Raw genomic sequence first — 21,479 nt, 5'->3', positions numbered from 1 at the left:
AGAATTTATACTTTTTATCTAGGAATGAAAAAAACGAAAATTGTAGGAATTTTTGTTATTGCAGCTTTTATATCTTCAAGATCTTGAGAATGAATCCAAGTTTCTACAGATCGTGTTAAAACAAGTTCAAATTCTCCCGACAAATCTCTAGCAACACAAACTTGAGCATGCAAAGGTAAAAATTCTAAAAGAGATTGGAATGTATAAGCATTGCGATAAGGAGTTTCAATGCATACAAATGTGTGAGCTTTTTTTGCAAAATCTTGGATACTTTTAGAACGCTCTCGAGGATTTTGAGGAAGATAACCTAAAAAAGTGAAGTTTTGAGAAGGAAGTCCAGATAACATTAGTGCTAAAGTTATTGAACAAGGACCGGAAAATGCTTGAATAGGAATTTTTAAAGACCTAGCTCTATGAACTAAACCACTTCCAGGATCTGCAATACAAGGAAGTCCCGCATCGGATATTAATCCCCAATTTTCTTGATGCTTCACTATAGGCTCTAAATAGAAATCCCATGCTTTTGTAGATCGATCTTTTTTGTTGAGAATAGCTAAAGGAAACTTATGAACATCAGGGATCTTCCATAAACTCAGGAATGCTCGTCCACCACGATCACTCTCTACAATTAATCCATTGAGATTACGAATGATTTCCCCAAGAGCTATGGGAAGCATTTCCAAACGACGGTTACCTAGAGTATTTGGGAAAAGATATAATGTCATAACTTTGTCATCCTTACAAGTAGAGTCTCTATTGCAATAACAGGATCCTGAAGATTATTTTTTATAATGCTTTCAGCATAAAATAAAGAACTTAATGCTTGATAAAGCTTTTCTTTACCATAAGAAACGAATAAACGAAATTTACTATCCTCTATTAAATTTTCTTCAAAACCTCGTAACCCATAAAGACATTGTGTTCGTAAAAAAGCTATAATTCCCAAAGGATCTTCTCTCCGATCCTGTAACAAGGCGTGCAACTGCTGCAAACAATCTCCAAGTTGTCTTTGCAAAAAAGCATCTCGAAATTTCCATAAAGAAATTTTTTCTCTTTTTTCTACAAACCACTCTATATCAGAAAATTCTAAAATACCCTTATTTCCAATGTGGCATAAGAGCTTGTCGAACTCACCAAGAATATCATATAGTGTTGCACCCTTAAGCTTTCTTATAAAAACTCCAGCAATAGAGGGGGTACAAGAGATCCCAAACTGAGAAGCTTTTGAAGATAATAAAGCAACAATACGTTTTTCTCTATCAAAAGCCCTTTCTTCAAAAAGATTCACAGAAAGAGCTGAAGGATAAAGTTCTTTAAGCTCTTGAAAGCTTGTAAAATTTGTTGTCATAAGAAGAAAATTAAGATTAGGAAGAGGATTTTTTATATATTCCATAAAAAATTCCTTAGTTACTTGAGGTAACTTCTCTGCTTGAAAAATTCCAAAAGTTTCTCTTTTAGAAAACATATCATAATTTTCAGTCTTCTGAGACACCATTTCGATAGAAAACATTCGAGCTTCAACACTTTGAAACTCACCAGAAATGAGCAATTCTAATATCCCCTCATTTTCTTCCGAAGATGAACCTATAAGAGCGATAGAAGGTAGTTTTTTCTTATAGACTTGAGCAAACTCATCAAAATTAGTTAAAGACTTATGCATCATACACCTAGAGCTCAAGATACTTTATATAAGCACCCAACTATACCTAGGATCTCTGTAACTGTATAGTAGAACTCAGACAAAAAACCCATCAAAACAAAAAACGGTAAAGAATTTTTCCTTTACCGTTAATTCTAATAAGATGATTAAAAAGTCTAATCAATTACTTAGACATAAGTTTCATTAATTGCTGACGCCAACCATGAGCTGTACGAACTCGGTTTTTTGAACCGGATTTTCTTGTTGCTGAAGAAGAACATACTCGCTTACAAGCAGATGTATGATTATGATGCTTATTACAAGCTAAAGCACAAGAAGCTTTCTTTACAGAAGCGCGAAGTACAGGTTTTTTAGTTGCTGTTTTTTTAACAGAAGCACGAACAGTTTTCTTAGCTACTGGAGCTTTTCTTACTGTACGCTTAGCTGCTACTTTTCTAACCGTAGCTTTTTTCGCTACAGTCTTACGAGAAGATAGAGACTTCTTACTGCAACGTTTTTTTTGTGTGCCTAACATTTTCATTCCTCTAATTAGACAGGTAATTACTTATCTGATCTATCGACAAGGAATCCGAAAAACTTTAATAAAAAATGTTTATTTTATTTTATTTTTTAAAAATAAAATATTATTAGCACACAAGAAATTGAAAAGTAGCCATTTAAACAGAAAGTTTTTCTAAATAAAAAAGAATACAACGAACACCAAATCCTGAAGCATATTTAGGGAAAGGCTCTTCTTCTTTTTCTCGGAACGCTGTTCCTGCAATATCAAAATGAGCCCAAGCAACAGGAGATTCTTCTAAAAATCGCTGTAAAAATAAAGCTGCGGTAATGGCTCCTGCTCTGTTATTACCGAGATTCTTCATATCAGCAATATCAGATTTCAAAGCCTTATCATATTTCCGAACCAAAGGCATTCTCCATATAGGTTCGGAAGTCTCTACAGAAGCTTCTAATAAATCTTGCATCAAAACATCATTATTAGAAAAAACTCCAGAAATCTCATCTCCCAGAGAGACTACCATAGCACCTGTCAATGTTGCGAAATCTATAATGCGTGTAGGCTTGCAATATTTTAAGGCATAAGAGATTGCATCAGCAAGGATCAATCTTCCTTCAGCATCGGTACTACCGATTTCTACAGAAAGACCAGTCATACCAGTATAGACATCTCCCATCTTATAGGCAGCACTACCGATCGCATTTTCTGTAGCAGGAATTATACCAGTAACATTCACAGGCAATTCTAAAGCAGCCAATCCGGACAAAATCCCTAGAACAGTTGCGGCTCCAGCCATATCTTCTTTCATCGTTAGCATAGATTTCCCAGGCTTAAGATCTAAGCCTCCAGTATCAAATGTGACTCCTTTACCAATAAGAACTGTATGATCTTTAGACTTAGGCTTACCTTGATAGCTTAAAACAATAAAACGTGGATCTACAGCTGAGCCTTGAGCAACAGCTGCAAGCAATCCCATTTGTTCTTTAAGAATAGCTTCTTTCCCCAAAACCTTAACATCAAGACTAGGAAATTCCCGAGACAACCCTTGAGCAACATCTGCTAGTTTCTGAGGAGTTATCTCACTCGCATTACGATTCACTAAATCTCGAGTAAGAAAAACGCCTTCAAAAATAGCTTCTTCTCTCTGAAAAATACGATCTGCAATCTTAGGAACAACTCCTAATACACAGATTTTTTTAAGAAGAGGTTCGCTATCATTTTTTTTACTATAACAAGGATAATTATAATTTAATGAAAGCATTCCAGAAGAAAGATTTGTGAGAAACTCTTCTACAGAAAAGCGTAACTCAGAAATTACAGGTAATAATAGATTCACAGTAGAACACTTAGCTTTTCTTAAAGCCTTAGAGAGCTTAGCGTAAATACACTGTATACTTTCCATAGAAAGTTCTTCTTGAGATCCAAGGCCCAAAAGCACTATACGTTTCTCTTTTCCCTTAAGATTTCCATAAAGAAACTCTATTTGGTCACTTTTCCCAGAAAAATCTTCTAAAGCAGGAAGATATAATGCTTCGTATTCTTTAGTATTTTCTGAAGCATTTTTTGCTTTATTTTTGACATTCCAAAAGGGTAATACAACTGCGTCAGCTTTTCCTCGCTTACTCCAAGAAGCTTGGGCATGAAACAAAGCCATCTTTCGACTCCTCGTTAACTATATCTGGTTTCTTAACTGATTAAAAAGGGACATCCTCGCAGACATATTGCTGTTCTTGACCATAACCAGCGTACATGCCCTTATCACCAATAGACTCAACATCCAAAGATTCTCTATCAAAGCCAACAGAAACAGATTCAAAAGAAGCTGTAGAACTCTTTTCTTCAGCATGAGAAGAACGACTATTATCACTTTTTCCAAAAGGACTAAACTTAATAGAGTCTACACTAATAACCAAAGAAGCTTGAGGAGTTCCATCTTTGCTCATATAGCTCTCAACGGCAATATCTCCAGCAACAATAATACCAGATCCCTTCTTAAGATAAGGAATCATTTTATCGTAACGATCATGCCAAATATTACACTTACACCAAACAGTTTCGTCTCTAGTTCCAACACGAGTTTTAACGCCTAATCGAAGAACAACAACGCGTTTACCTTTAGAAGTCATTCTCTCTTCAGGATCGGCTCCTAAATAACCTGCGAAGTATCCGAACATCATAATATAGCCTGGGATTTCTAATTTTGAGATTTTTTTATATTGCTTGTTTTTTACTTAAAATACAACAAACTACCAAACGTGATAAAACCGCATTAGCAATATACAAAAGAATAATAATAAACTAACAAAAGTGTTTTTTAAGCGCGAATTCCCGTAGGAGGGGGCTGTATTCCACTACCACCAGTTTGAGGCATTTGAGGCATTGTATCTACAGAAGGCTCTCTTCCGGCACAGATATCATCACAAACAGTACGCCATTTCACAACAGTTTCAATGAACAATTGAGCAAAAGCTTTTAACAGATTAGCTTCTGCATATTTCATATCAAGCACGCAATGCATTAAAACTAGCTGCTCCTTAGTGGCAACTCCAACGCCACCACCAGCCATCTGACCGCCTAACATAGACCCCTCTAAAAGCTTTTCATATAAGGCTAGCTTCCGTTGAGTGTTATCTGGAAGACCATCCAATAAAGGAGCATATACATAAAGACGATCGGAATGTTCTTCATAAGTAAGGTGAAGAGAAAATTCGCCATCGACGAACAAAATGCATGTGTTATTCTGATCAAAAGCCACATCAGGAAGTTTGAGCTCTTTAGCAAAATTTTTTAGATTTTCCTCAGCATTTTGCCTAGACATGAAGGAATCTCCTTGTAATGAATTGTTATTGTTTCAAGTTATCACATTATTGATTTGTTAGTAAATGATTTCAAAGACCTGAAATCAAAAACCTTCTTGCGTTTCCATTGCTATTGTGATATCGAATTGACGATGAAGAAAATCGCTTATCATCGAGGCTCTCCACAACCTTTAGGGGCGACTAAGCTCTCAGATCAGTGTTATCGTTTCGCCCTATTTTCCTCTAAAGCTACACAAGTTATTTTAGTTCTAGCCAATCAAGATTTTGAGATTCTTGAAATTCCTTTATCTCCAAAAGAGCACAAAACAGGATTTATTTGGCATATAGAAATCGAAGGTATTTCCGATCAATGGTCTTATGCATTTCGTGTAAACGGTCCCAAACATAAATCTGCAAGATATTCTTTTAAAGAATATCTTGCAGACCCTTATGCGAAAAACCTACACTCACCAAAAAAATTTGGTGCCCCTAGAAAATTCGGAGATTATGCATTTTGTTATCTAAAAGAAGAACATTTTGATTGGAACAATGATCTACCTCTAAAAATCCCTAGGGAAGACCTTATTATTTATGAGATGCACGTACGCTCCTTTACGCAATCTCCAACTTCTCGAGTCTGCGCTCCAGGAACTTTTCTAGGAATTATAGAAAAAATCGAACACCTTCAACAATTGGGAATAAATGCTATTGAACTTCTTCCTATCTTTGAGTTCGATGAAACTTTTCACCCATTTAAAACTTCTCAACACTCTCACTTATGTAATTATTGGGGTTATGCTCCCCTAAACTGCTTTTCACCCTGTCGACGCTACGCCTATGCTTCTGATCCATGTGCTCCTACCCGAGAATTTAAAACTCTAGTAAAAGCTTTACATCAAGCTGGTATAGAAATCATTCTTGATGTTGTTTTCAATCATACAAGTCTACATAACACAGTTTGTTCTCTGCCGTGGATCGATACCTCTTCATATTACATTCTTGACAGTGAAGGAAATTTTACAAATTTTTCCGGATGTGGGAACACCCTAAATACAAATAAAGCTCCTACAACACAATGGATTCTTCATGCACTACATTATTGGGTAAGCGAAATGCATGTAGATGGATTTCGTTTTGATCTTGCTTCTGTGTTTTCTCGAGGACCCAAAGGAGACATTTTGACACATTCCCCTATACTAGAAGAAATATCTCATGATCCTCTGCTTGCCGATACGAAACTTATAGCCGAACCATGGGATGCTGGAGGCTTATACCAAGTAGGTTATTTCCCAACACTTTCTTCAAACTGGAGTGAATGGAACGGTCCATATCGAGATAACGTGAAATCTTTTCTTAATGGAAATTCTCATCTTTTAGGAGATTTTGCTTCACGCCTATCTGGATCTCAAGATATTTATTTTTACGGCGCTCCCACTAACTCTATTAATTATGTCAGTTGTCATGATGGATTTACTCTCCGAGACACAGTAACGTATAACCAAAAACATAACGAAGAAAATAAAGAGTTTAATCGAGATGGGACAGATGCGAACTACAGTTATAACTTCGGAGAAGAAGGTGAGACTCAGAACGCAATTATTCTTGAAATTAGAGAGCGTCAAATACGCAATTTTTTTCTAGCACTCTTGTTGTCTCAAGGAATTCCAATGATACAATCAGGAGATGAATATGGGCATACAGCTTACGGGAATAATAATCGATGGGCTTTAGACACTGAAATCAATCATTTTTTATGGGATAAGCTCTTGAAAAACTCCTCTCTTATGGAATTTGTTTGTAAAACCATACGACTTCGCAAAAAATATAAAGAAGTTTTCAATAAAGGATTTCTAACAAAAGAAAATATCTTATGGCTAAACACTTCGGGAGAACCTATAAATTGGGCACCAAATTCTTTTATAGCATTTGAACTAAGATCTCCATCATTCAGCTTATACGCAGCATTTCACACTGCTTCAAACAAGATTTCTATCAAACTACCTCGATTACGATCAGACTTCTTTGATTATCAACTAATAACAGACAGTTCTAAAGGATTTTATTCTTGCTGTTTAAAATCAGAATTCATATTGCAACCTCATACAGCCATGGTTGCAACTAGTCATACCAAAAAAACTAACTAATTTCGTTATCAAATTCTTCATTCCAAGATTCAATGACAACAAACTCGGCTTCCTTATAAAATTGTTCAAGAATTTGACGAGCATTATACCCTTCAACAGCAAAATGTTCAACGTTAGCACGAAGAAGACTATCAGCATCCATGAATAAACCTTGAGGACTATCAACAACAAGACGAGCAGTCCAATCTACAGCCTCTTCAACACCATAAAACTGTTTAGTAACACCATAACCTGTATATCCCTCTTCATCAGCTTTAAGATGCCAAAAATTTTGAAGATTTCTAGATAATAATTTCTCATATAAAGCGGTTCTCTCTAAAATTACACACGCAGATAAAGCTTCTTTATCTAATTCGTGAAGGTACTTCACTGAAAGAACGGATTTAAGATAATCTTCAATAGTAACTTCATTAGATACCATTATACAGTGATCTACGGTCCTATGAATATATAAAGCTCCACGATACTGAATTCCATTTAAAAACAAAGATGCAGAATCATCTAATGGTTCGATTTTTAGACATTGAACATTAGGATATTGTTCTCCCCAACGAATACCATCATATAAAGCGTGAACAGCACAGCGCAAACCTTGAGTAGATGTTTGTTTATGAATAGAGTCTCCATAAACACGATGAGGTCCTTTTGCCTCTATAAGAGCTGTAGTACTTTCATTCAGAAGAAGAACACGAACTTTAGGTTCAGAAACAACAGACTGCTCAATTAAAGTATCTGATACTTTAACTTCTGAGATTCCTACTACACTCATACTAAGGGAAAGACCTATAAGTACACACTTCAATCTTTTCACTGCCTTTCTCCTATAAATTCTCTAAACGTTTTTTTAAATGATCGTAGGCTAACTGGGTAACCATTCTACCTCTAGGCGTTTTTTTTATTAGCCCTTTCAATATTAAAAAAGGCTCATATACATCTTCTAACGTTTTAACATCCTCTCCAACAGCGATAGAAAGCGTTTTTATTCCTACTGGACCACCATGGTAATAGTCAATCATTGTGGCGAGAAGCTTTATGTCTACCTCGTTCAATCCCCAATCATCTATTAATAGCATAGCTAAAGCTTTTTCTGCTACGTCGCCATTAATACAGTTTCCCTCACGCATCTGAGCAAAATCACGAACCCATTTAAGAAGATGGTTTGCGAGCCTTGGCGTTCCTCGAGATCGTCTTGCAATCTCATATAAAGCATCATGCTCAGCTTCTATTCCAAGGAGCAGAGCAGATCTTTTTAAGATATCAGCAAGATCCTTATCAGAATAATAAGATAATCGAGCACTAAAACCAAACCGTGTTCGCAAAGGCTCACTTAACATTCCTGATCGAGTTGTTGCTCCAACTAAAGTAAAAGGGGCTAAATCTATACGAACAGAGCGTGCTCCAGGACCGGAATCAATAGTGATATCAACTTTAAAATCTTCAATAGCAGGATAAAGATATTCTTCGGCAACTTTTCCCAAACGATGAATCTCATCAATAAAAAAAACATCGCCTTCTTGCAAACTTGTAAGTAGCCCCAATAAATCAGAAGGTTTTACTAATTGTGGACCAGAGGTTGTAATCAACCCTTTTCCAACAGTAGAGGCAACGATATGAGCTAAGGAAGTTTTTCCTAAACCTGGAGGACCGAAAAACAAGCAATGCCCGGGCACTTCTTGACGCTGTAGAGCAGCTTGTAAAAATAAATCCAAACGCTCTTTTAACTGCGTTTGTCCATAAAATTCTTGAAGCCCTTTAGGCCTAAGAGAAAGGTCTAGCTTTTTGTCTTGGTTTAAGACGGCTACCTGATATGTCATATTTTAGCCCCATGTCTTTTTAGTCTCCTAAAGGCTCTGGAATTTGTAAACAACTAAAACTGTTCTTTAAAAAAATAACATTTGCTTTTTCCCATAGCATTATCTAACATCGCCCTAAGATCTTGCAAACAAAAGCAGAGTTAGAATACCCGCAGGTTTTATACTTTTATATAATAAAACAAGAAAAATTCTGCTTGTACCATACATTAGTGATTAAGGTTTTTTTGATGAGCATAAAAGAAGATAGGTGGATTCGTGAAATGGCTTTAAAATATGAAATGATAGAGCCATTCGTTGATAGACTAGTCAATACAGATGAAAATACTAAAGAAAAACTTATTAGCTATGGTCTGTCTAGTTATGGATATGATTTACGTCTATCTCGAGAATTTAAAGTTTTTACGAATGTACACAACACTATCGTAGATCCAAAGTGTTTTTCAGAAGATACATTTGTATCTATTACTAAAGATGTCTGTATTATTCCTCCGAATTCTTTTGCATTAGCTCGCAGTATAGAATATTTTCGAATTCCAAGGAATGTCTTAACGATGTGTATAGGAAAATCTACCTATGCTCGTTGCGGGATTATTGTGAACGTAACACCATTTGAACCAGAATGGGAAGGTCATGTAACTATAGAGATCTCTAACACAACTCCTTTACCAGCAAAAATTTATGCTAATGAAGGGATTGCTCAAGTTTTATTCTTAGAAGCTAATGCTCCTTGTGAAGTTTCTTATGCAGAGAGAAATGGAAAATATCAAAAACAGCAAGGAATAACTATTCCTTTTGTTTAAAGTTTTGCTATGCAAAAAACATCGTGGTTAAAACTTTTAGGGGAACTTATTACAAGTTCTTGGTGGGTAATTCTTAGTATTCTTATTAGTGGATTCATTTATGATCGAGCCATTCTGGAACTAAGAAACGAAGAGCAGCGCTTACGAAAACGAAAATCTCTACTACAAACACAGATAATATATGCTCAAAATAATCAAAAGAAGTTACAACGACACCTTCAATTTTGGGATCATCCTGCAGTCATAGAAGCTGCTCTTATCCAACGACTTGGACTTATTCCAAAAGGATATATGAAAATACATTTCGCTCTTCAGCAGGAAAACAAAAACAACAAAGAACCATGATTTCTACAACATTAATCTTTCTTATTGCTTTGTTTACTTTATGTTCGGGTTTTATTTCACTATCACAAATTGCTCTTTTTTCTTTGCCAACGAGTCTTATCTCACACTATAAGCGCTCTAAATCGAAGAAAAATCAGATGATAGCAACTCAGCTTTCCCATCCTCATCATCTGCTGATTACTTTGGTATTCTGTGATGTCGGTCTAAATATAGCTATACAAAACTGTGTAGCAATTCTTGTAGGAGATGAAGCCTCGTGGTTACTTATTGTAGGCACACCTTTAGTAATAACTCTAATTTTAGGAGAAATCTTACCAAAAGCTGTTGCTATCCCTTACAACACACAAATCGCAAATTTTGTAATTCCTGTGATTACATTTTTAACAAAAATTTATCGTCCCATTCTTCATTGGGCTATTATAGGGATTAACCGTACTGTACAATGGATCTTATCTTCTCAAACAACGGATATTATTCAACCACAAGAACTCAAGGAAGTTTTACAAAGCTGTAAAGATTTTGGTGTTGTGAACCAAGAAGAAAGCCGTCTACTCTATGGCTATCTTTCTTTAAACGACTGTAGTGTTAAAGAACGTATGCAACCACGTCAAGATATTTTGTTTTATGATATTCAAACTCCTATAGAAAATCTTTATAACTTATTTTCTAAAAAGCACTGTTCTCGAGTACCTGTCTGTAACGACAACTTACAAAATCTTTTAGGGATCTGTACAGCCAAAACCTTATTGCTCTATGGAAAACCTTTACATTCTTCTGATGAACTGCTTCCTCTATTAAATAAGCCTTATTATATCCCTGAAACGATTTCTGCTAAAACAGCGTTATGCCACTTAGCTTCTGGAGATGAAACCATGGGAATGATTATAGATGAATATGGATCTATTGAAGGTTTGATTACCCAAGAAGATCTTTTTGAAATTGTTGCTGGAGAAATTGTCGATCAACGAGACGAAAAGGTTCTCTATACGACTTCAGGTAAAGACGTAATTATTGCTGCAGGAACATTAGAATTAAGTGATTTGAGTGATATCTTTAATATTAATCTACCTACTAGCAACAATACTGCAACTCTCGGAGGATGGTTAACAGAACAAATGGAATCTATTCCTATAACAGGTACTAAAATTATATGGAATCAGTTACTATTCCAAGTTTTAGATGCAGCTCCGAATCGAGTACATAGAGTTTATATAAGGAAATTGCATGACTGATTCTCCTCTTTTCTGGATTGGAATCAATCTTCTTTGTATTGCTCTTCAAGGCTTTTATTCTATGATGGAGATGGCCTGCGTTTCCTTTAATCGCGTAAGACTTCAATACTATCTAACTAAAGATCATAAAAAAGCTCGATACATCAACTTTTTAATACGCCGACCTTATCGCTTATTCGGTACTGTTTTGTTAGGTGTGAATATCGCTTTGCAAATAGGATCTGAGTCATCTCGCAATTGCTATAAAACACTAGGTTTTTCACCCGACTACTCTCCTCTTACACAGGTTTTCATTGTTGTTATCCTTGCAGAACTTCTCCCTTTAACAATATCTAGGAAAATCCCTGAAAAACTAGCTCTATGGGGAGCGCCTATTCTTTATTACTCTCATTATATTTTCTATCCTCTGATTAAATTAATAGGAAGTCTCACTGAAGGTTTGTATTACATTCTTAAAATAAAAAAAGAAAAACTTAATGCTACTCTTAGTAGAGACGAATTCCAAAAAGCTCTAGAAACGCATCATGAGGAGCAAAATTTTAATGTTATTGCTACAAATATCTTTTCTCTTAGTGCAACTTCTGCAGATCAAGTATACCAGCCTCTTGAACAAGTAACTATGTTATCTTCTTCTGCAAAAGTTAAAGACCTAAGCCATACAATCAAAAGCACTAATACAGATTTTATTCCAATCTACCATAAAATCCGCAAAAACATTATAGGCATAGCTCTCCCTAAAGATTTTGTAAATAAAGACCCTAATGAATCTTTAATTCATAATTTACATTCACCGTGGTTTATCACAGGTAAATCTAAACTCATTCGTATTCTTAAAGAATTTCGAGAAAATCGTTGTAGTGTGGCTGTAGTCTTAAATATAGTAGGAGAGCCTATTGGAATTTTAAGTTTACAGGCCGTTTTTAAAATTCTTTTTAATACATCAAATATTGCACAACTAAAACCTAAAACAATTTCAGTAATAGAGAGAACTTTTCCTGGAAATACAAAACTTAAAGATCTCAAAAAAGAATTAGGGATCCATCTTCCCCATTATGATGTGGAAACACTTGCTCAGCTGGTTTTACAACTTTTAGATACACCCGCAGAGGTTGGATCGTCTGTAATTATTGCAAATTTATTACTTGAAGTTAAGGAGATGTCTTTATCTGGAATCAAAAATATTTCTATTAAAAATCTTTTTTCATAGAGACTTTAATTTAGAAACAACTTTATGAATAATTTTAATAGCAGAATCTACGTCATCCATAGATAATAGATGACTGAAAGAAAATCTTAAAGTTGAAGCAGCCAATTCTTGAGAAACCCCCAAACCAACAAGGGATTTAAAAGCTGTAGTCGCTCCTGAAGAGCAGGCTGAACCATATCCACAAGCAATTCCCTCTAAATCTAAAGTAATTTGCAATACTTCTCCTTCTATGGGGGGAAAGGCTATTGCAGAGACATTGTTCACTCGAAGGAAATCTTCACAATGAATCACAATATCTGAAATTTTTTGTTTTATAGTTTTTTCAAAATAATCTCGAAAAGAGAGTACCTTTTCAGAGACTTCTATCTGATGCGAGACAAGATACTGAAACACATAAAATAATGAAGCTATTCCCCAAATATTTTCTGTACCAGAACGCAACCCATTTTGTTGACCTCCACCCCAAAAAAATGGACAAATCTTCACTCTCGGAGCAATAAGAAGAGCTCCTATTCCTGATAGAGCATGAAACTTCTGTCCACTGAAAGCAAACATCGTAACCCCTTCTGGAATCAGAATTTTCTCTTTTCCAACAATAGCTGTAGCATCAACGATAAACTGCAGTTTATAATCTAAAGCAAGCTGAGCAATAGCCTGAATATCCTGCTTAGCTCCGACTTCACTATTCACCCAACCCAAAACAATAGCAGATGTAGAAGGAGTTATTGATGCTTCTAATTGTTGCAAAGAAAGTGTACATAGACCCTCTTTAGGATCTAAATAAGAGACTGACAAATCAGCTCGTTTTAGAGGTTCTATAACTGCAGGGTGCTCAAGACTCGAAGTGATGACATGACTACCTCGAGGCAAACTCGCTATTGCTAAATTAAGACTTTCTGTAGCTCCTGATGTATAAACAACTTGTCCACGAAAACCTAAAACACTTTGAATCAACGACGTGGTTTCGACCACCATTTGATGAGATTTTTTACCTAAGCTATGAACGCTAGAAGGATTTGCATAGCATTCTTCGTGAATAAAACTTTGCTTCAAAAAATCTATGAGACCAGGTTCTGGAGGTGTAATAGCATTGTTATCCAAATAAATCATGTAAAGCCCTTACCCTTTTAGGCACTATTGTATTTGGACCAACACGACTGTTACATTATCTGCTCCCCCATGACTGTTTGCTAAAGAGATAAGGGCATTTCCGCGTTCTTCAAGAGTCGAAGATTGAAACAGAATATCTCGTATATCAGTATCAGAAACCATATTAGTCAGACCATCGGAACAAAGAACAAAGAGATCTTCTCGTTCACAAGAGATATCTTGAATATCCGGCTCAACATTGGGGCGACTTCCAAGAGCGTTGGTCAAAATATGGCGATAAGAATACATTTTTTTCATTTGTTTAGAAAGCTCATAACGATTTTTCAATTGATTTGCTAAAGAATGATCTTCTGTTAAACAACACAATTCGCCTCCTCGCAAACGGTAAATGCGGCTATCTCCAACATGGACAATCCATGCCTTGTCTTGTCGAAATTGAATAAAACTCAGGGTTGTTCCCATACCTTGTAAATGAGCTTTTATAAGTCCCTGTTCATAGATAAGTCCATTTATCTTGGATAAGATGTTTTTTAAGTCTTCTTTGTATTCATCATCTCTACAAACCATTAATTCCGAAAATTTTTGACTTACTAGCTCCACAAGATTAATTACAGCTTCTTGAGAAGCAACATCTCCTCCTAAGCACCCACCCATACCATCAGCTATAGCTACAAGCTGAGAGGATAAGTCTACCTGCCAAAAATCTTCATTTCTAGAACGAACTTTACCAATGTCGCTTAATCCAAAATAATCAAAGTCCACAATATACTCGTACGAAAGTTTGTGCATTTTCAGGTTCTAAATTTACGTTCCAAAAGACGTATTGTTTTTCCCCTGAGTTCTTTTGACGGTATAGCAAAACTTTTTTATTTAGAGAAATTGTTCTACAATATTGCTTCAATTTAATCATGCAAAGACACGTAAAACAAAAACATAGAAACAATTAAAAACAGAAAATAGCGTACAATATTCCAAAAGAGACTAAAGAATGAAATAAGTTTTGCTATAAAAACAATTCGATTTTATAAAACGAGAAAGAAAAGCTTAAAAAGAGAATCTCTGTGAAACGTTTATTATTCGCTGTCATAGTAACTCCCCTTATTCTTCTTCCTGGTTGCACTCTAATTCCTAAAGAAAAAATTTCTGTAAATACAGATCGAAACTTCTACCATGAGTTTATCTAAAACAGAATTGCTCACCTCTTCTTTACTTGTTTTTATTTTTTTCTTTAGTATAACTTAGCTAGAGTATAGATGGTGAAGTTAGAAATCTCGTTCAAGAAGTTCATATATAACTAAAAGGACTGTGTCACGAAATCTCTAAAAAATGCTCAAAACTTATGGACTGATCATGCAAAAAATACGCATAGCAATTTTTTTAGGACTTCTATCTTTTAGTGTTCTAACTTTGTCCAGTTGTGCTTCTTTAGGAGCATCAGGAAGCTACCACTCTAAACTCTATAAAAAAGGGAGTAAAGCAAAAGGTGTTGTAGCTATGCTTCCCGTTTATTACCGGGAAGGAAAAAGTTCCGAGATGCTTTCTTGGAATCTACAAACAGAATTTTCTGAAGAAATAAGCAAAAGGTTTCTTTCTTCAGAAAAAATACTCCTCATAAAACACAGTGCTTCTCCTCAAGCAATATCGCAGTTTTATGCTCCTCGAATTTCTAATTTACCACAAACAATCGCTAGACAATTTCTTCCTGCAGAGTTTATTGTTGCAACAGAACTCTTGGAACAGAAAAGCATTGCTGATACTTTTGGAAATGATTCCTTAACAGTATCAGTACGGGTGCGGGTTTTCGATATTCGACACAATCAAATCGCATTAATCTATCAAGAAATCATTGAAGCAAACCAACCTTCGACTTCTGTAATAAGTGATTACAGCCGCTATGGATGGCAGACTAAACACTTTGACTCAACTCCTATGGGATTAATGCATCACCGTCTTTTCAGAGAAATCGTAGCAAGGGTTGAAGGATATGTTTGTGCAAACTACTCTTAAGACTAGTTTTCTATGCAAACACCTTTATTTTTGTTTCTTTTACTTCTTATTTTAGCAATCATAGCTTCAAAAAATTTGTTTGTTTGGCCTAAAGATTCTAAAATAATATTTTTAAAACTCAGTCATCTTTTGATTGCTGTTGTATTATTTTTCTTTGCATCATTCCTTACACATATTTTAACTATTCATTCTCAAGAACTTGTGAATATTCTTGTGGGAATCGCCACAGCACTCTCTTTTCTTGTGTATCTTTTCTTTCTTCCTACGAGTGTCTTGTGTCTGATTCTTTTTTCTGGAAACAAACCTATGGCGACTTTCGGAAGGATGCTATTTTCTACAATACGTATGTGGATTATTCTGATTCCTCTAACAGAACTCATTGGAATAACATTAAATAAGCTATTCTCTCTATTTCTTCCTTTGCAAGAGCTTCATGCTCAAGCAATTGTAGAGCAAATACAAAGTAATTTAACAATGAGAAGCGTAGGCCTTATTGTGAATTTAGGAATTCTTGTTCCTATTGGGGAAGAAATTTTCTTTCGAGGAATTTTACAAACATTTTTAAAGGGAAGAATAGGACGAATCTGGGCTCTAGTATGCGTATCTATTATTTTTGCTATAAGCCACGTAGAGTACTCTTTAGGAAGCTTTATATTTGTTCCTATACTCTTTGTATTTTCTCTACTTACAGGTTTTTTATATGAAAAGGAGCGTCATATCCTAGCACCGATAATTTTACATGCATTATACAACTTAACAGCTATAGGATTAATGTCTCTTGGATAAAAAAAGCAAGTTGGAGAGCAAACTCTTAGCAAAAAAAACTCTTCTTAGGGCTGCTACCTTCCAGTCCTGACCCGATTCGCAGGTTTTTTTTCTTAAAAGGTCCCCAACTTACTCCTCATTGATACCATATTTAGGAAAATAAAGCTTCTTATTCCTTATTTTCTCTTTCACGATCCTTTGCTAATATCCACAATCTATCAGCTTCTTCCGCAGAAATAGGTTTGGCATTTTCTTCAAAAATATAGGGAGCGCGACGACGTAATTTAGCGAGAGCCTCCTCTACAGATGTTTCTACAGAACACAGACCCTCTCTTTCTAAAAGAAAACAAAGAAGTAATGTTAGCGTAAGAACATCTCCAGCTTCTGAAGCAACTTCTTTAACAGACTTAGCTTCCATAACAGCTTCAGAAAATTCCCGGCATTCTCCTATAATATGCTCAACTATCGATATCAATGATTGCCCTTGAGTCCATGGGCAACGTCCTTCCAAAGCCATAGAACGAACAGTACTAATTAGGGAGGAAAAAATTTTATCTTCCATGAAGCATTACCTTCTTTATATTGATCTAGTTGTAGCACCACATAAGTGTGCTAATACCAAAGTTTTTATTTTTTTATGCCCTGAAGAAAATGGTAACGAATCAAGATCATCTAAGAAATGTAAAGATCCGCATAAAGGTTTTGTTGCTGCTAAAAAAATTTTTGGAACTAAACGTGCTTTATAATGAGTGAACGCTTGTTGCTGTTCTTCAAGCTCTTTGATCAAAGTCAAGCTTGCACCAATACGCTCTTCCATCTTATCAATTAATTCTTTAATTTCTGAAAGTGGGCTCATAGACTCAACTTCAATATAGGGAAATTCATATAACCCCGCCATCATTTCTTTAGGACGTCGTTGCTCTATGACAACACTATTTTCAAACACGACTATTGCTACCAAGCGACGAAGAGGAACTATTTTTTTTCGAGCATGCCGGATTGGAAGTTGTTTTTGCTTATTCTCTTGCCAAGCACCACAAAACTCACGAATAGGGCAACTAGAACACTGAGGAGAACGCTTACAAATACACGCTCCTAGTTCAATCAAAGCTTCTGCAACAATTTGGGGATCTTCACTTGGAAGAATAGCTTGAGCAATTCGAGATATCCATATGCGTGTAGATTCAAGATCTATAGAATTTTCGATAACAAATATACGACTTAACACACGTAAAACATTTCCATCAACAGCTGCAGCACGCTGCTTAAAAGCAAATGCTAGAATCGCATGAGTTGTGTAGGGTCCTATTCCTCGAATCTGAGACAACGAGACGGGATCATTTGGCATCTCTCCATTAAAATTTTGAACGACATATCGAGCTCCTTCTAAAAGATGACGCGCTCTTGAGTAATATCCAAGTCCCTCCCAAGCTTTTATAACTTCCTCTTCAGAAGCTTCTGCCAAAGATTGAATAGTTGGAAATTTTTCCATCCATCGGAGATAATATTGTACAACAACTTCGGCTCGAGTTTGCTGAAGCATGACTTCAGAAATCCATACACTATAGGGTGTAGGATTGTTTCTCCAAGGAAAACTCCGTTTATTTTTTTTAAACCATTCTTTTAATATTTCTGAAGGGAAATTCCTCTCTTGTTCAAAAAAAGCTATCTTTACCATACAGAGTTTTTGTAAAATTTATAAAAGTTTTTCATTTTTAAGAAATTTATCAACAATATTTATGTGTGAATTTACTTGGTACGCAGAAACCAATGCAAGATTATCTTCTTTTCTTCGCTCTCGATTACCTAATTATAGTAAGCAAACAGTGCTCAATTCCATTCGATATCAGCACTGTCGTATCAACGGTAAAATAGAACGTTTTGAATCATACAAAGTACAATCGGGAGATTGCATTACATTTTCTATAATTCAAGATCAGCAACCTCCAACCCTACTCTGGGAAGAAGATCTTTGTTGTATTTACGATAAACCACCATACCTAACAACAGAGGAAACCACTCTAACATTGGGATGGAAAATGGTCCATAGACTCGATCGAGATACTACAGGATGTCTTTTGTTTGCTAAAACACATTCTGCAGCACAACAACTCATGGAGATGTTCAAGAAACACAAAATTCGTAAACAATACTTAGCTTTAGTTTTTGGTTGTCCCAAAAAGGAATCTGGGACAATAACTACCTTCACAGCACCCCGACATAAACGATGTGGTGCTATACTTTTCGGAATAACCTCACAATCTGAAGGAAAACTTACCATCACAAAATGGTCTATTCTACAACGTTATAAACACTATACCTTGATTCTTTGTGAACCAATCACTGGAAGAACACATCAAATCCGACTCCACATGCAACATCTAGGATTTCCTATAGTAGGAGATATTGATTATGGCTCCAAACAACAACCAGCAAAAATCTTTCGCCCCCTTTTGCATGCACACTCTTTAGAATTTGTTTCTCCTTTTTCAAAACAAACTGTACATGCTACGGCCTCTTCTACTGGCGATCCGAGAATATGCGCAGCTCATTTACTTAAAGACTAGGTTTGAGTCTCCCCTTATTTTTATTGAACAATTCAAAAATTCCAAAGAAAAAACTTGGGAAGTATAATCTTATGATTCTAAACTTCAACATTTCATGCTTTTAAATTCTTAGAATTTCACTAGTTTTTTTATCTTCTCCAAAGTGCTATTCTTCAGAATCCTAATAAACTTTCTACACGAATCCTTCACCAGATTTCTATTCGACTTAACCCCCCAACATCTTATTACTTTGTAACCTGTAATATTCCATGGAATATTGTTTCATTTTCATTAGAGATAATAAAGATCTAACACACCCTTGCAAAATTGTATTTAAATCGAATCTTTTGCATAGCAGAATCATCTTATTAAAAGAGAGTACACTTCATTACCAAGACAATAAGTATGTTTGTTAAAAAAGTATTGACATCGAACTGCCTAGAATCATTTTGATTATAGAAAATCTACTATCAAAATTTCTTATTTTCAAAAACTGATTTATCTCACTAATAGGATTGATTATATAGAGTTCAAGCATTTTAAAAAAATCTCCTTTTCTCTCAATAAGACAACTGACTTAAAACAAATAGGCTATAAAAATGAGAACATTTTATGCACAAAAATCAAATATTCTTTCTAATAAAGAGATCAAGAAAGACGTTTTCTTAATAATCAAAAAATCTGCTAACCTCATTTCATTGTGCTTAAAATAAGAAGGTAAATGCATGCTAAATATAGATCTAAAAGGGAAAATAGCATTTATTGCTGGTGTTGGAGATGATCAAGGCTATGGTTGGGGAATTGCAAAAATGCTAGCAGAGGCTGGAGCAACAATCATTGTTGGGACTTGGGTCCCTATTTATAAAATTTTTTCTCACTCTTGGGAGCTTGGAAAATTTGATGAATCTCGAAAGCTCTCTAATGGACAACTCTTAGAAATAGTCAAAATTTATCCTATGGATGCAAGTTTTGACTCCCCTGAAGATGTTCCTCAAGAGATCTCTGAAAATAAACGTTACAAAGATATATCAGGTTACACTGTATCAGAAGTTGCACAAAACGTTGCTAAAGATTTTGGAAAGATTGACATTTTAGTCCACTCTTTAGCCAATAGTCCGGAAATCTCAAAACCTCTCTTAGAGACTTCTAGGAAAGGCTACCTTGCGGCCATTAGTACCTCCAGTTATTCTTTTGTGAGTCTTTTAGCTCACTTCGGCCCCATTATGAACTCTAGAGGCTGCACGATTTCTCTTACCTATTTGGCTTCAATGCGAGCGGTTCCTGGTTATGGAGGTGGTATGAGTACAGCAAAGGCTGCATTAGAGAGCGATACAAAAATTCTGGCTTGGGAAGCTGGTCGTCGTTGGGGTATTCGTGTAAACACAATTTCCGCAGGCCCTCTAGCGAGTAGAGCAGGAAAAGCTATCGGCTTTATAGAAAATATGGTATCTTATTACTTAGACTGGGCTCCTATTCCCGAAGCCATGAGTGCAGAACAAGTAGGCTCAATCGCAGCATTTCTAGCTTCTCCTCTTGCTGCAGCTATCACTGGAGAAACCTTATATGCCGACCATGGAGCAAACATTATGGGAATCGGACCAGAAATGCTCCCTAAACATTCATCAAACCTTTAAAATAGTTAACACCCGCTTCCCAAGCAGAGAGAATTCCATTCTCTTCTGCTGGAGGTGCAAGAAAATCTGCTATTCCATGAAGTTCTTCTGGGGCAGACTTCATAACAATTCTAAAATCTCCCCGTAAGATTAAGCCTATATCATTATTATCATCTCCAGAAGCCATAACAAAAGGTTTTTCACCATTGTAAAATATTTCAATAACTCGGTCTAACGCATGGCCTTTAGAAACATTTTTATCTGTAAAAAACAGAATGCTGTAATTAAAATCGAAAGGCCATCGCATTAACGCTAAATTCACTTTGGAAATAAAATCTTTATTTTGAATTAACTTTTTTTGAATTTCTTCTACCACACAACGCTCACCAATAATTTTGGCTGCAGCAAAAGATGGAAATGGGTACTCCTTTTCAAGATTTTCAGTTTCCACCAAAATAGAACGCTCATTAGAAGTAGGGAAATACACAGGATCTAGCATTTTATATAGAAATTTCGATTCCAGTGTCGGAGAATAACGGTAGTAATGATCATTATGACTTGCTCCGGATTCTATAGAAAGAGTCACCGGACAGTCTGCGACTGATTCTTGAAGAACAGCAAGAAGATCTCGATTTAAATTCTGAGAGTAAACAAACGTCTGAGATATCGAAGACCATACTGAAGCACCGTTTTGACATCCCAGCAAATAAGGAACAGGGAATTTTTTAAAAAGTGGACTTGCGTAAGAAAAGTATCTTCCTGTAAGGAAAAATAGAGACCAATCCGACTTGCTCAAAGAAATTAAAGTATCGATAACATCAGGATCTAATCTATGAGCCTTATCTGTTATAGTACCATCTATATCTGTGACCAACAACTTTTTCATAACACTCCTGGCTTGCTTATATAAAAACTTTGTTATGCGAATTTTTTTAGAAA

22 protein-coding genes, 1 other RNA gene and 1 pseudogene are annotated in these 21,479 nt (G+C 35.6%); 10 read left to right on the top strand and 14 right to left on the bottom strand.

Going from position 1 to position 21,479, the window contains the following annotated elements; all coding sequences use genetic code 11:
- Positions 1 to 14 precede the first annotated feature (14 nt).
- The 6 genes and pseudogenes from JMS40_RS03235 to JMS40_RS03210 all read right to left on the bottom strand — a co-directional run bounded on the left by JMS40_RS03235 (position 15) and on the right by JMS40_RS03210 (position 4,977).
- Positions 15 to 725: an SAM-dependent methyltransferase gene (locus JMS40_RS03235; RefSeq protein ID WP_201456845.1), complete on the bottom strand. Its 711-nt coding sequence runs from the start codon at positions 723 to 725 to the stop codon at positions 15 to 17.
- Entirely contained in the window at positions 722 to 1,660 is a 939-nt protein-coding gene (locus JMS40_RS03230; protein ID WP_201456855.1) for a hypothetical protein, read from the bottom strand. The genes JMS40_RS03235 and JMS40_RS03230 overlap by 4 nt, the downstream gene beginning before the upstream one ends.
- Positions 1,661 to 1,823: 163 nt before the next feature.
- Positions 1,824 to 2,159: pseudogene (locus JMS40_RS03225) on the bottom strand (histone H1-like repetitive region-containing protein); the annotation flags it as partial.
- 157 nt (positions 2,160 to 2,316) lie between these two features.
- The gene (locus tag JMS40_RS03220; RefSeq protein ID WP_201456843.1) at positions 2,317 to 3,813 is read right to left on the bottom strand and encodes a leucyl aminopeptidase; all 1,497 of its coding nucleotides are present in this window, start codon (positions 3,811 to 3,813) and stop codon (positions 2,317 to 2,319) included.
- A 40-nt stretch (positions 3,814 to 3,853) separates the two neighbouring features.
- Positions 3,854 to 4,336, bottom strand: coding sequence for a single-stranded DNA-binding protein (locus JMS40_RS03215; RefSeq protein ID WP_201456842.1), 483 nt, complete (start codon positions 4,334 to 4,336; stop codon positions 3,854 to 3,856).
- Between the two features lie 137 nt (positions 4,337 to 4,473).
- Positions 4,474 to 4,977, bottom strand: coding sequence for a type III secretion chaperone Slc1 (locus JMS40_RS03210; RefSeq protein ID WP_201456841.1), 504 nt, complete (start codon positions 4,975 to 4,977; stop codon positions 4,474 to 4,476).
- Between the two features lie 132 nt (positions 4,978 to 5,109).
- Here JMS40_RS03210 and JMS40_RS03205 point away from each other — a divergent pair, with 132 nt between their 5' ends.
- Entirely contained in the window at positions 5,110 to 7,101 is a 1,992-nt protein-coding gene (locus tag JMS40_RS03205; protein WP_201456840.1) for a glycogen-debranching protein, read from the top strand.
- Here the strand turns inward: JMS40_RS03205 and JMS40_RS03200 are convergent.
- Positions 7,094 to 7,912 (bottom strand): SpoIID/LytB domain-containing protein, encoded by an 819-nt coding sequence (locus JMS40_RS03200; RefSeq protein ID WP_201456839.1) that lies wholly within the window; start codon positions 7,910 to 7,912, stop codon positions 7,094 to 7,096. The genes JMS40_RS03205 and JMS40_RS03200 overlap by 8 nt on opposite strands.
- 10 nt (positions 7,913 to 7,922) lie before the next feature.
- On the bottom strand, positions 7,923 to 8,915 hold the full coding sequence (ruvB, locus tag JMS40_RS03195) for a Holliday junction branch migration DNA helicase RuvB (RefSeq protein WP_201456838.1): 993 nt from the start codon (positions 8,913 to 8,915) through the stop codon (positions 7,923 to 7,925).
- Positions 8,916 to 9,142: 227 nt separating this feature from the next.
- Between ruvB and dcd the strand changes: the two genes are divergently transcribed.
- The 4 genes from dcd to JMS40_RS03175 are packed head-to-tail and all read left to right on the top strand — an operon-like array spanning position 9,143 to position 12,499.
- A complete protein-coding gene (dcd, locus tag JMS40_RS03190; protein WP_201456837.1) occupies positions 9,143 to 9,715 on the top strand; it encodes a dCTP deaminase in 573 nt (190 codons plus the stop codon).
- A gap of 9 nt (positions 9,716 to 9,724) precedes the next feature.
- Complete coding sequence (locus JMS40_RS03185) at positions 9,725 to 10,060, top strand: hypothetical protein (protein ID WP_201456836.1); 336 nt, start codon at positions 9,725 to 9,727, stop codon at positions 10,058 to 10,060.
- Entirely contained in the window at positions 10,057 to 11,292 is a 1,236-nt protein-coding gene (locus JMS40_RS03180; protein ID WP_201456835.1) for a hemolysin family protein, read from the top strand. Before JMS40_RS03185 ends, JMS40_RS03180 begins: the two co-directional genes overlap by 4 nt.
- Positions 11,285 to 12,499 carry a CNNM domain-containing protein gene (locus JMS40_RS03175; RefSeq protein WP_201456834.1) on the top strand — a complete coding sequence of 405 codons (1,215 nt, stop codon included), beginning with the start codon at positions 11,285 to 11,287 and terminating at the stop codon, positions 12,497 to 12,499. The genes JMS40_RS03180 and JMS40_RS03175 overlap by 8 nt, the downstream gene beginning before the upstream one ends.
- On the opposite strand, the gene JMS40_RS03170 is transcribed toward JMS40_RS03175, so the two are convergent.
- Positions 12,494 to 13,609 carry a cysteine desulfurase family protein gene (locus JMS40_RS03170; RefSeq protein ID WP_201456833.1) on the bottom strand — a complete coding sequence of 372 codons (1,116 nt, stop codon included), beginning with the start codon at positions 13,607 to 13,609 and terminating at the stop codon, positions 12,494 to 12,496. The genes JMS40_RS03175 and JMS40_RS03170 overlap by 6 nt on opposite strands.
- Positions 13,610 to 13,633: 24 nt before the next feature.
- Positions 13,634 to 14,398: a Stp1/IreP family PP2C-type Ser/Thr phosphatase gene (locus JMS40_RS03165; RefSeq protein WP_201456832.1), complete on the bottom strand. Its 765-nt coding sequence runs from the start codon at positions 14,396 to 14,398 to the stop codon at positions 13,634 to 13,636.
- A 272-nt stretch (positions 14,399 to 14,670) separates the two neighbouring features.
- Here JMS40_RS03165 and JMS40_RS04615 point away from each other — a divergent pair, with 272 nt between their 5' ends.
- The 3 genes from JMS40_RS04615 (at position 14,671) to JMS40_RS03155 (ending at position 16,402) form a co-directional block, all read left to right on the top strand.
- Positions 14,671 to 14,793, top strand: a complete 123-nt coding sequence (locus tag JMS40_RS04615; protein ID WP_255504515.1) for a hypothetical protein — start codon at positions 14,671 to 14,673, stop codon at positions 14,791 to 14,793.
- 166 nt (positions 14,794 to 14,959) lie between these two features.
- On the top strand, positions 14,960 to 15,616 hold the full coding sequence (locus JMS40_RS03160) for a CT253 family lipoprotein (RefSeq protein WP_201456831.1): 657 nt from the start codon (positions 14,960 to 14,962) through the stop codon (positions 15,614 to 15,616).
- Positions 15,617 to 15,628: 12 nt separating this feature from the next.
- Entirely contained in the window at positions 15,629 to 16,402 is a 774-nt protein-coding gene (locus JMS40_RS03155; RefSeq protein ID WP_201456830.1) for a CPBP family intramembrane glutamic endopeptidase, read from the top strand.
- Between the two features lie 9 nt (positions 16,403 to 16,411).
- Here JMS40_RS03155 and ffs read toward each other — a convergent pair.
- The 3 genes from ffs to mutY all read right to left on the bottom strand — a co-directional run bounded on the left by ffs (position 16,412) and on the right by mutY (position 18,059).
- Positions 16,412 to 16,510, bottom strand: an RNA gene (ffs, locus tag JMS40_RS03150) — signal recognition particle sRNA small type.
- A gap of 40 nt (positions 16,511 to 16,550) precedes the next feature.
- Positions 16,551 to 16,943, bottom strand: a complete 393-nt coding sequence (locus JMS40_RS03145; RefSeq protein ID WP_201456829.1) for a MazG nucleotide pyrophosphohydrolase domain-containing protein — start codon at positions 16,941 to 16,943, stop codon at positions 16,551 to 16,553.
- Positions 16,944 to 16,958: 15 nt separating this feature from the next.
- Complete coding sequence (gene mutY / locus JMS40_RS03140; protein ID WP_201456828.1) at positions 16,959 to 18,059, bottom strand: A/G-specific adenine glycosylase; 1,101 nt, start codon at positions 18,057 to 18,059, stop codon at positions 16,959 to 16,961.
- 61 nt (positions 18,060 to 18,120) lie between these two features.
- Here mutY and JMS40_RS03135 point away from each other — a divergent pair, with 61 nt between their 5' ends.
- Both JMS40_RS03135 and JMS40_RS03130 read left to right on the top strand, forming a co-directional pair.
- Entirely contained in the window at positions 18,121 to 18,948 is an 828-nt protein-coding gene (locus JMS40_RS03135; RefSeq protein WP_201456827.1) for an RluA family pseudouridine synthase, read from the top strand.
- 704 nt (positions 18,949 to 19,652) lie between these two features.
- Positions 19,653 to 20,561, top strand: a complete 909-nt coding sequence (locus tag JMS40_RS03130) for an enoyl-[acyl-carrier-protein] reductase (protein ID WP_201456826.1) — start codon at positions 19,653 to 19,655, stop codon at positions 20,559 to 20,561.
- Here the strand turns inward: JMS40_RS03130 and JMS40_RS03125 are convergent.
- Positions 20,539 to 21,426, bottom strand: a complete 888-nt coding sequence (locus JMS40_RS03125) for an HAD-IIB family hydrolase (RefSeq protein WP_201456825.1) — start codon at positions 21,424 to 21,426, stop codon at positions 20,539 to 20,541. The two genes, JMS40_RS03130 and JMS40_RS03125, sit on opposite strands and share 23 nt — an antisense overlap.
- Between the last annotated feature and the right edge of the window lie 53 nt (positions 21,427 to 21,479).

Source organism: Chlamydia sp. 17-3921 (assembly GCF_902705545.1).
Taxonomy (GTDB): Bacteria; Chlamydiota; Chlamydiia; order Chlamydiales; family Chlamydiaceae; genus Chlamydia.
The sequence above is the reverse complement of the archived record's forward strand: the minus strand, read 5'-3'. Positions and strand labels throughout refer to the sequence as shown.

Excerpts from the sequence above, each read along its gene's own strand:
- JMS40_RS03235 (WP_201456845.1), bottom strand. The coding sequence starts at position 725 with ATGACATTATATCTTTTCCCAAATACTCTAGGTAACCGTCGTTTGGAA.
- JMS40_RS03230 (WP_201456855.1), bottom strand. The coding sequence starts at position 1,660 with ATGCATAAGTCTTTAACTAATTTTGATGAGTTTGCTCAAGTCTATAAG.
- JMS40_RS03220 (WP_201456843.1), bottom strand. The coding sequence starts at position 3,813 with ATGGCTTTGTTTCATGCCCAAGCTTCTTGGAGTAAGCGAGGAAAAGCT.
- JMS40_RS03215 (WP_201456842.1), bottom strand. The coding sequence starts at position 4,336 with ATGATGTTCGGATACTTCGCAGGTTATTTAGGAGCCGATCCTGAAGAG.
- JMS40_RS03210 (WP_201456841.1), bottom strand. The coding sequence starts at position 4,977 with ATGTCTAGGCAAAATGCTGAGGAAAATCTAAAAAATTTTGCTAAAGAG.
- JMS40_RS03205 (WP_201456840.1), top strand. The coding sequence starts at position 5,110 with ATGAAGAAAATCGCTTATCATCGAGGCTCTCCACAACCTTTAGGGGCG.
- ruvB (WP_201456838.1), bottom strand. The coding sequence starts at position 8,915 with ATGACATATCAGGTAGCCGTCTTAAACCAAGACAAAAAGCTAGACCTT.
- dcd (WP_201456837.1), top strand. The coding sequence starts at position 9,143 with ATGAGCATAAAAGAAGATAGGTGGATTCGTGAAATGGCTTTAAAATAT.
- JMS40_RS03185 (WP_201456836.1), top strand. The coding sequence starts at position 9,725 with ATGCAAAAAACATCGTGGTTAAAACTTTTAGGGGAACTTATTACAAGT.
- JMS40_RS03180 (WP_201456835.1), top strand. The coding sequence starts at position 10,057 with ATGATTTCTACAACATTAATCTTTCTTATTGCTTTGTTTACTTTATGT.
- JMS40_RS03175 (WP_201456834.1), top strand. The coding sequence starts at position 11,285 with ATGACTGATTCTCCTCTTTTCTGGATTGGAATCAATCTTCTTTGTATT.
- JMS40_RS03170 (WP_201456833.1), bottom strand. The coding sequence starts at position 13,609 with ATGATTTATTTGGATAACAATGCTATTACACCTCCAGAACCTGGTCTC.
- JMS40_RS03165 (WP_201456832.1), bottom strand. The coding sequence starts at position 14,398 with ATGCACAAACTTTCGTACGAGTATATTGTGGACTTTGATTATTTTGGA.
- JMS40_RS03160 (WP_201456831.1), top strand. The coding sequence starts at position 14,960 with ATGCAAAAAATACGCATAGCAATTTTTTTAGGACTTCTATCTTTTAGT.
- JMS40_RS03155 (WP_201456830.1), top strand. The coding sequence starts at position 15,629 with ATGCAAACACCTTTATTTTTGTTTCTTTTACTTCTTATTTTAGCAATC.
- JMS40_RS03145 (WP_201456829.1), bottom strand. The coding sequence starts at position 16,943 with ATGGAAGATAAAATTTTTTCCTCCCTAATTAGTACTGTTCGTTCTATG.
- mutY (WP_201456828.1), bottom strand. The coding sequence starts at position 18,059 with ATGGTAAAGATAGCTTTTTTTGAACAAGAGAGGAATTTCCCTTCAGAA.
- JMS40_RS03135 (WP_201456827.1), top strand. The coding sequence starts at position 18,121 with ATGTGTGAATTTACTTGGTACGCAGAAACCAATGCAAGATTATCTTCT.
- JMS40_RS03130 (WP_201456826.1), top strand. The coding sequence starts at position 19,653 with ATGCTAAATATAGATCTAAAAGGGAAAATAGCATTTATTGCTGGTGTT.
- JMS40_RS03125 (WP_201456825.1), bottom strand. The coding sequence starts at position 21,426 with ATGAAAAAGTTGTTGGTCACAGATATAGATGGTACTATAACAGATAAG.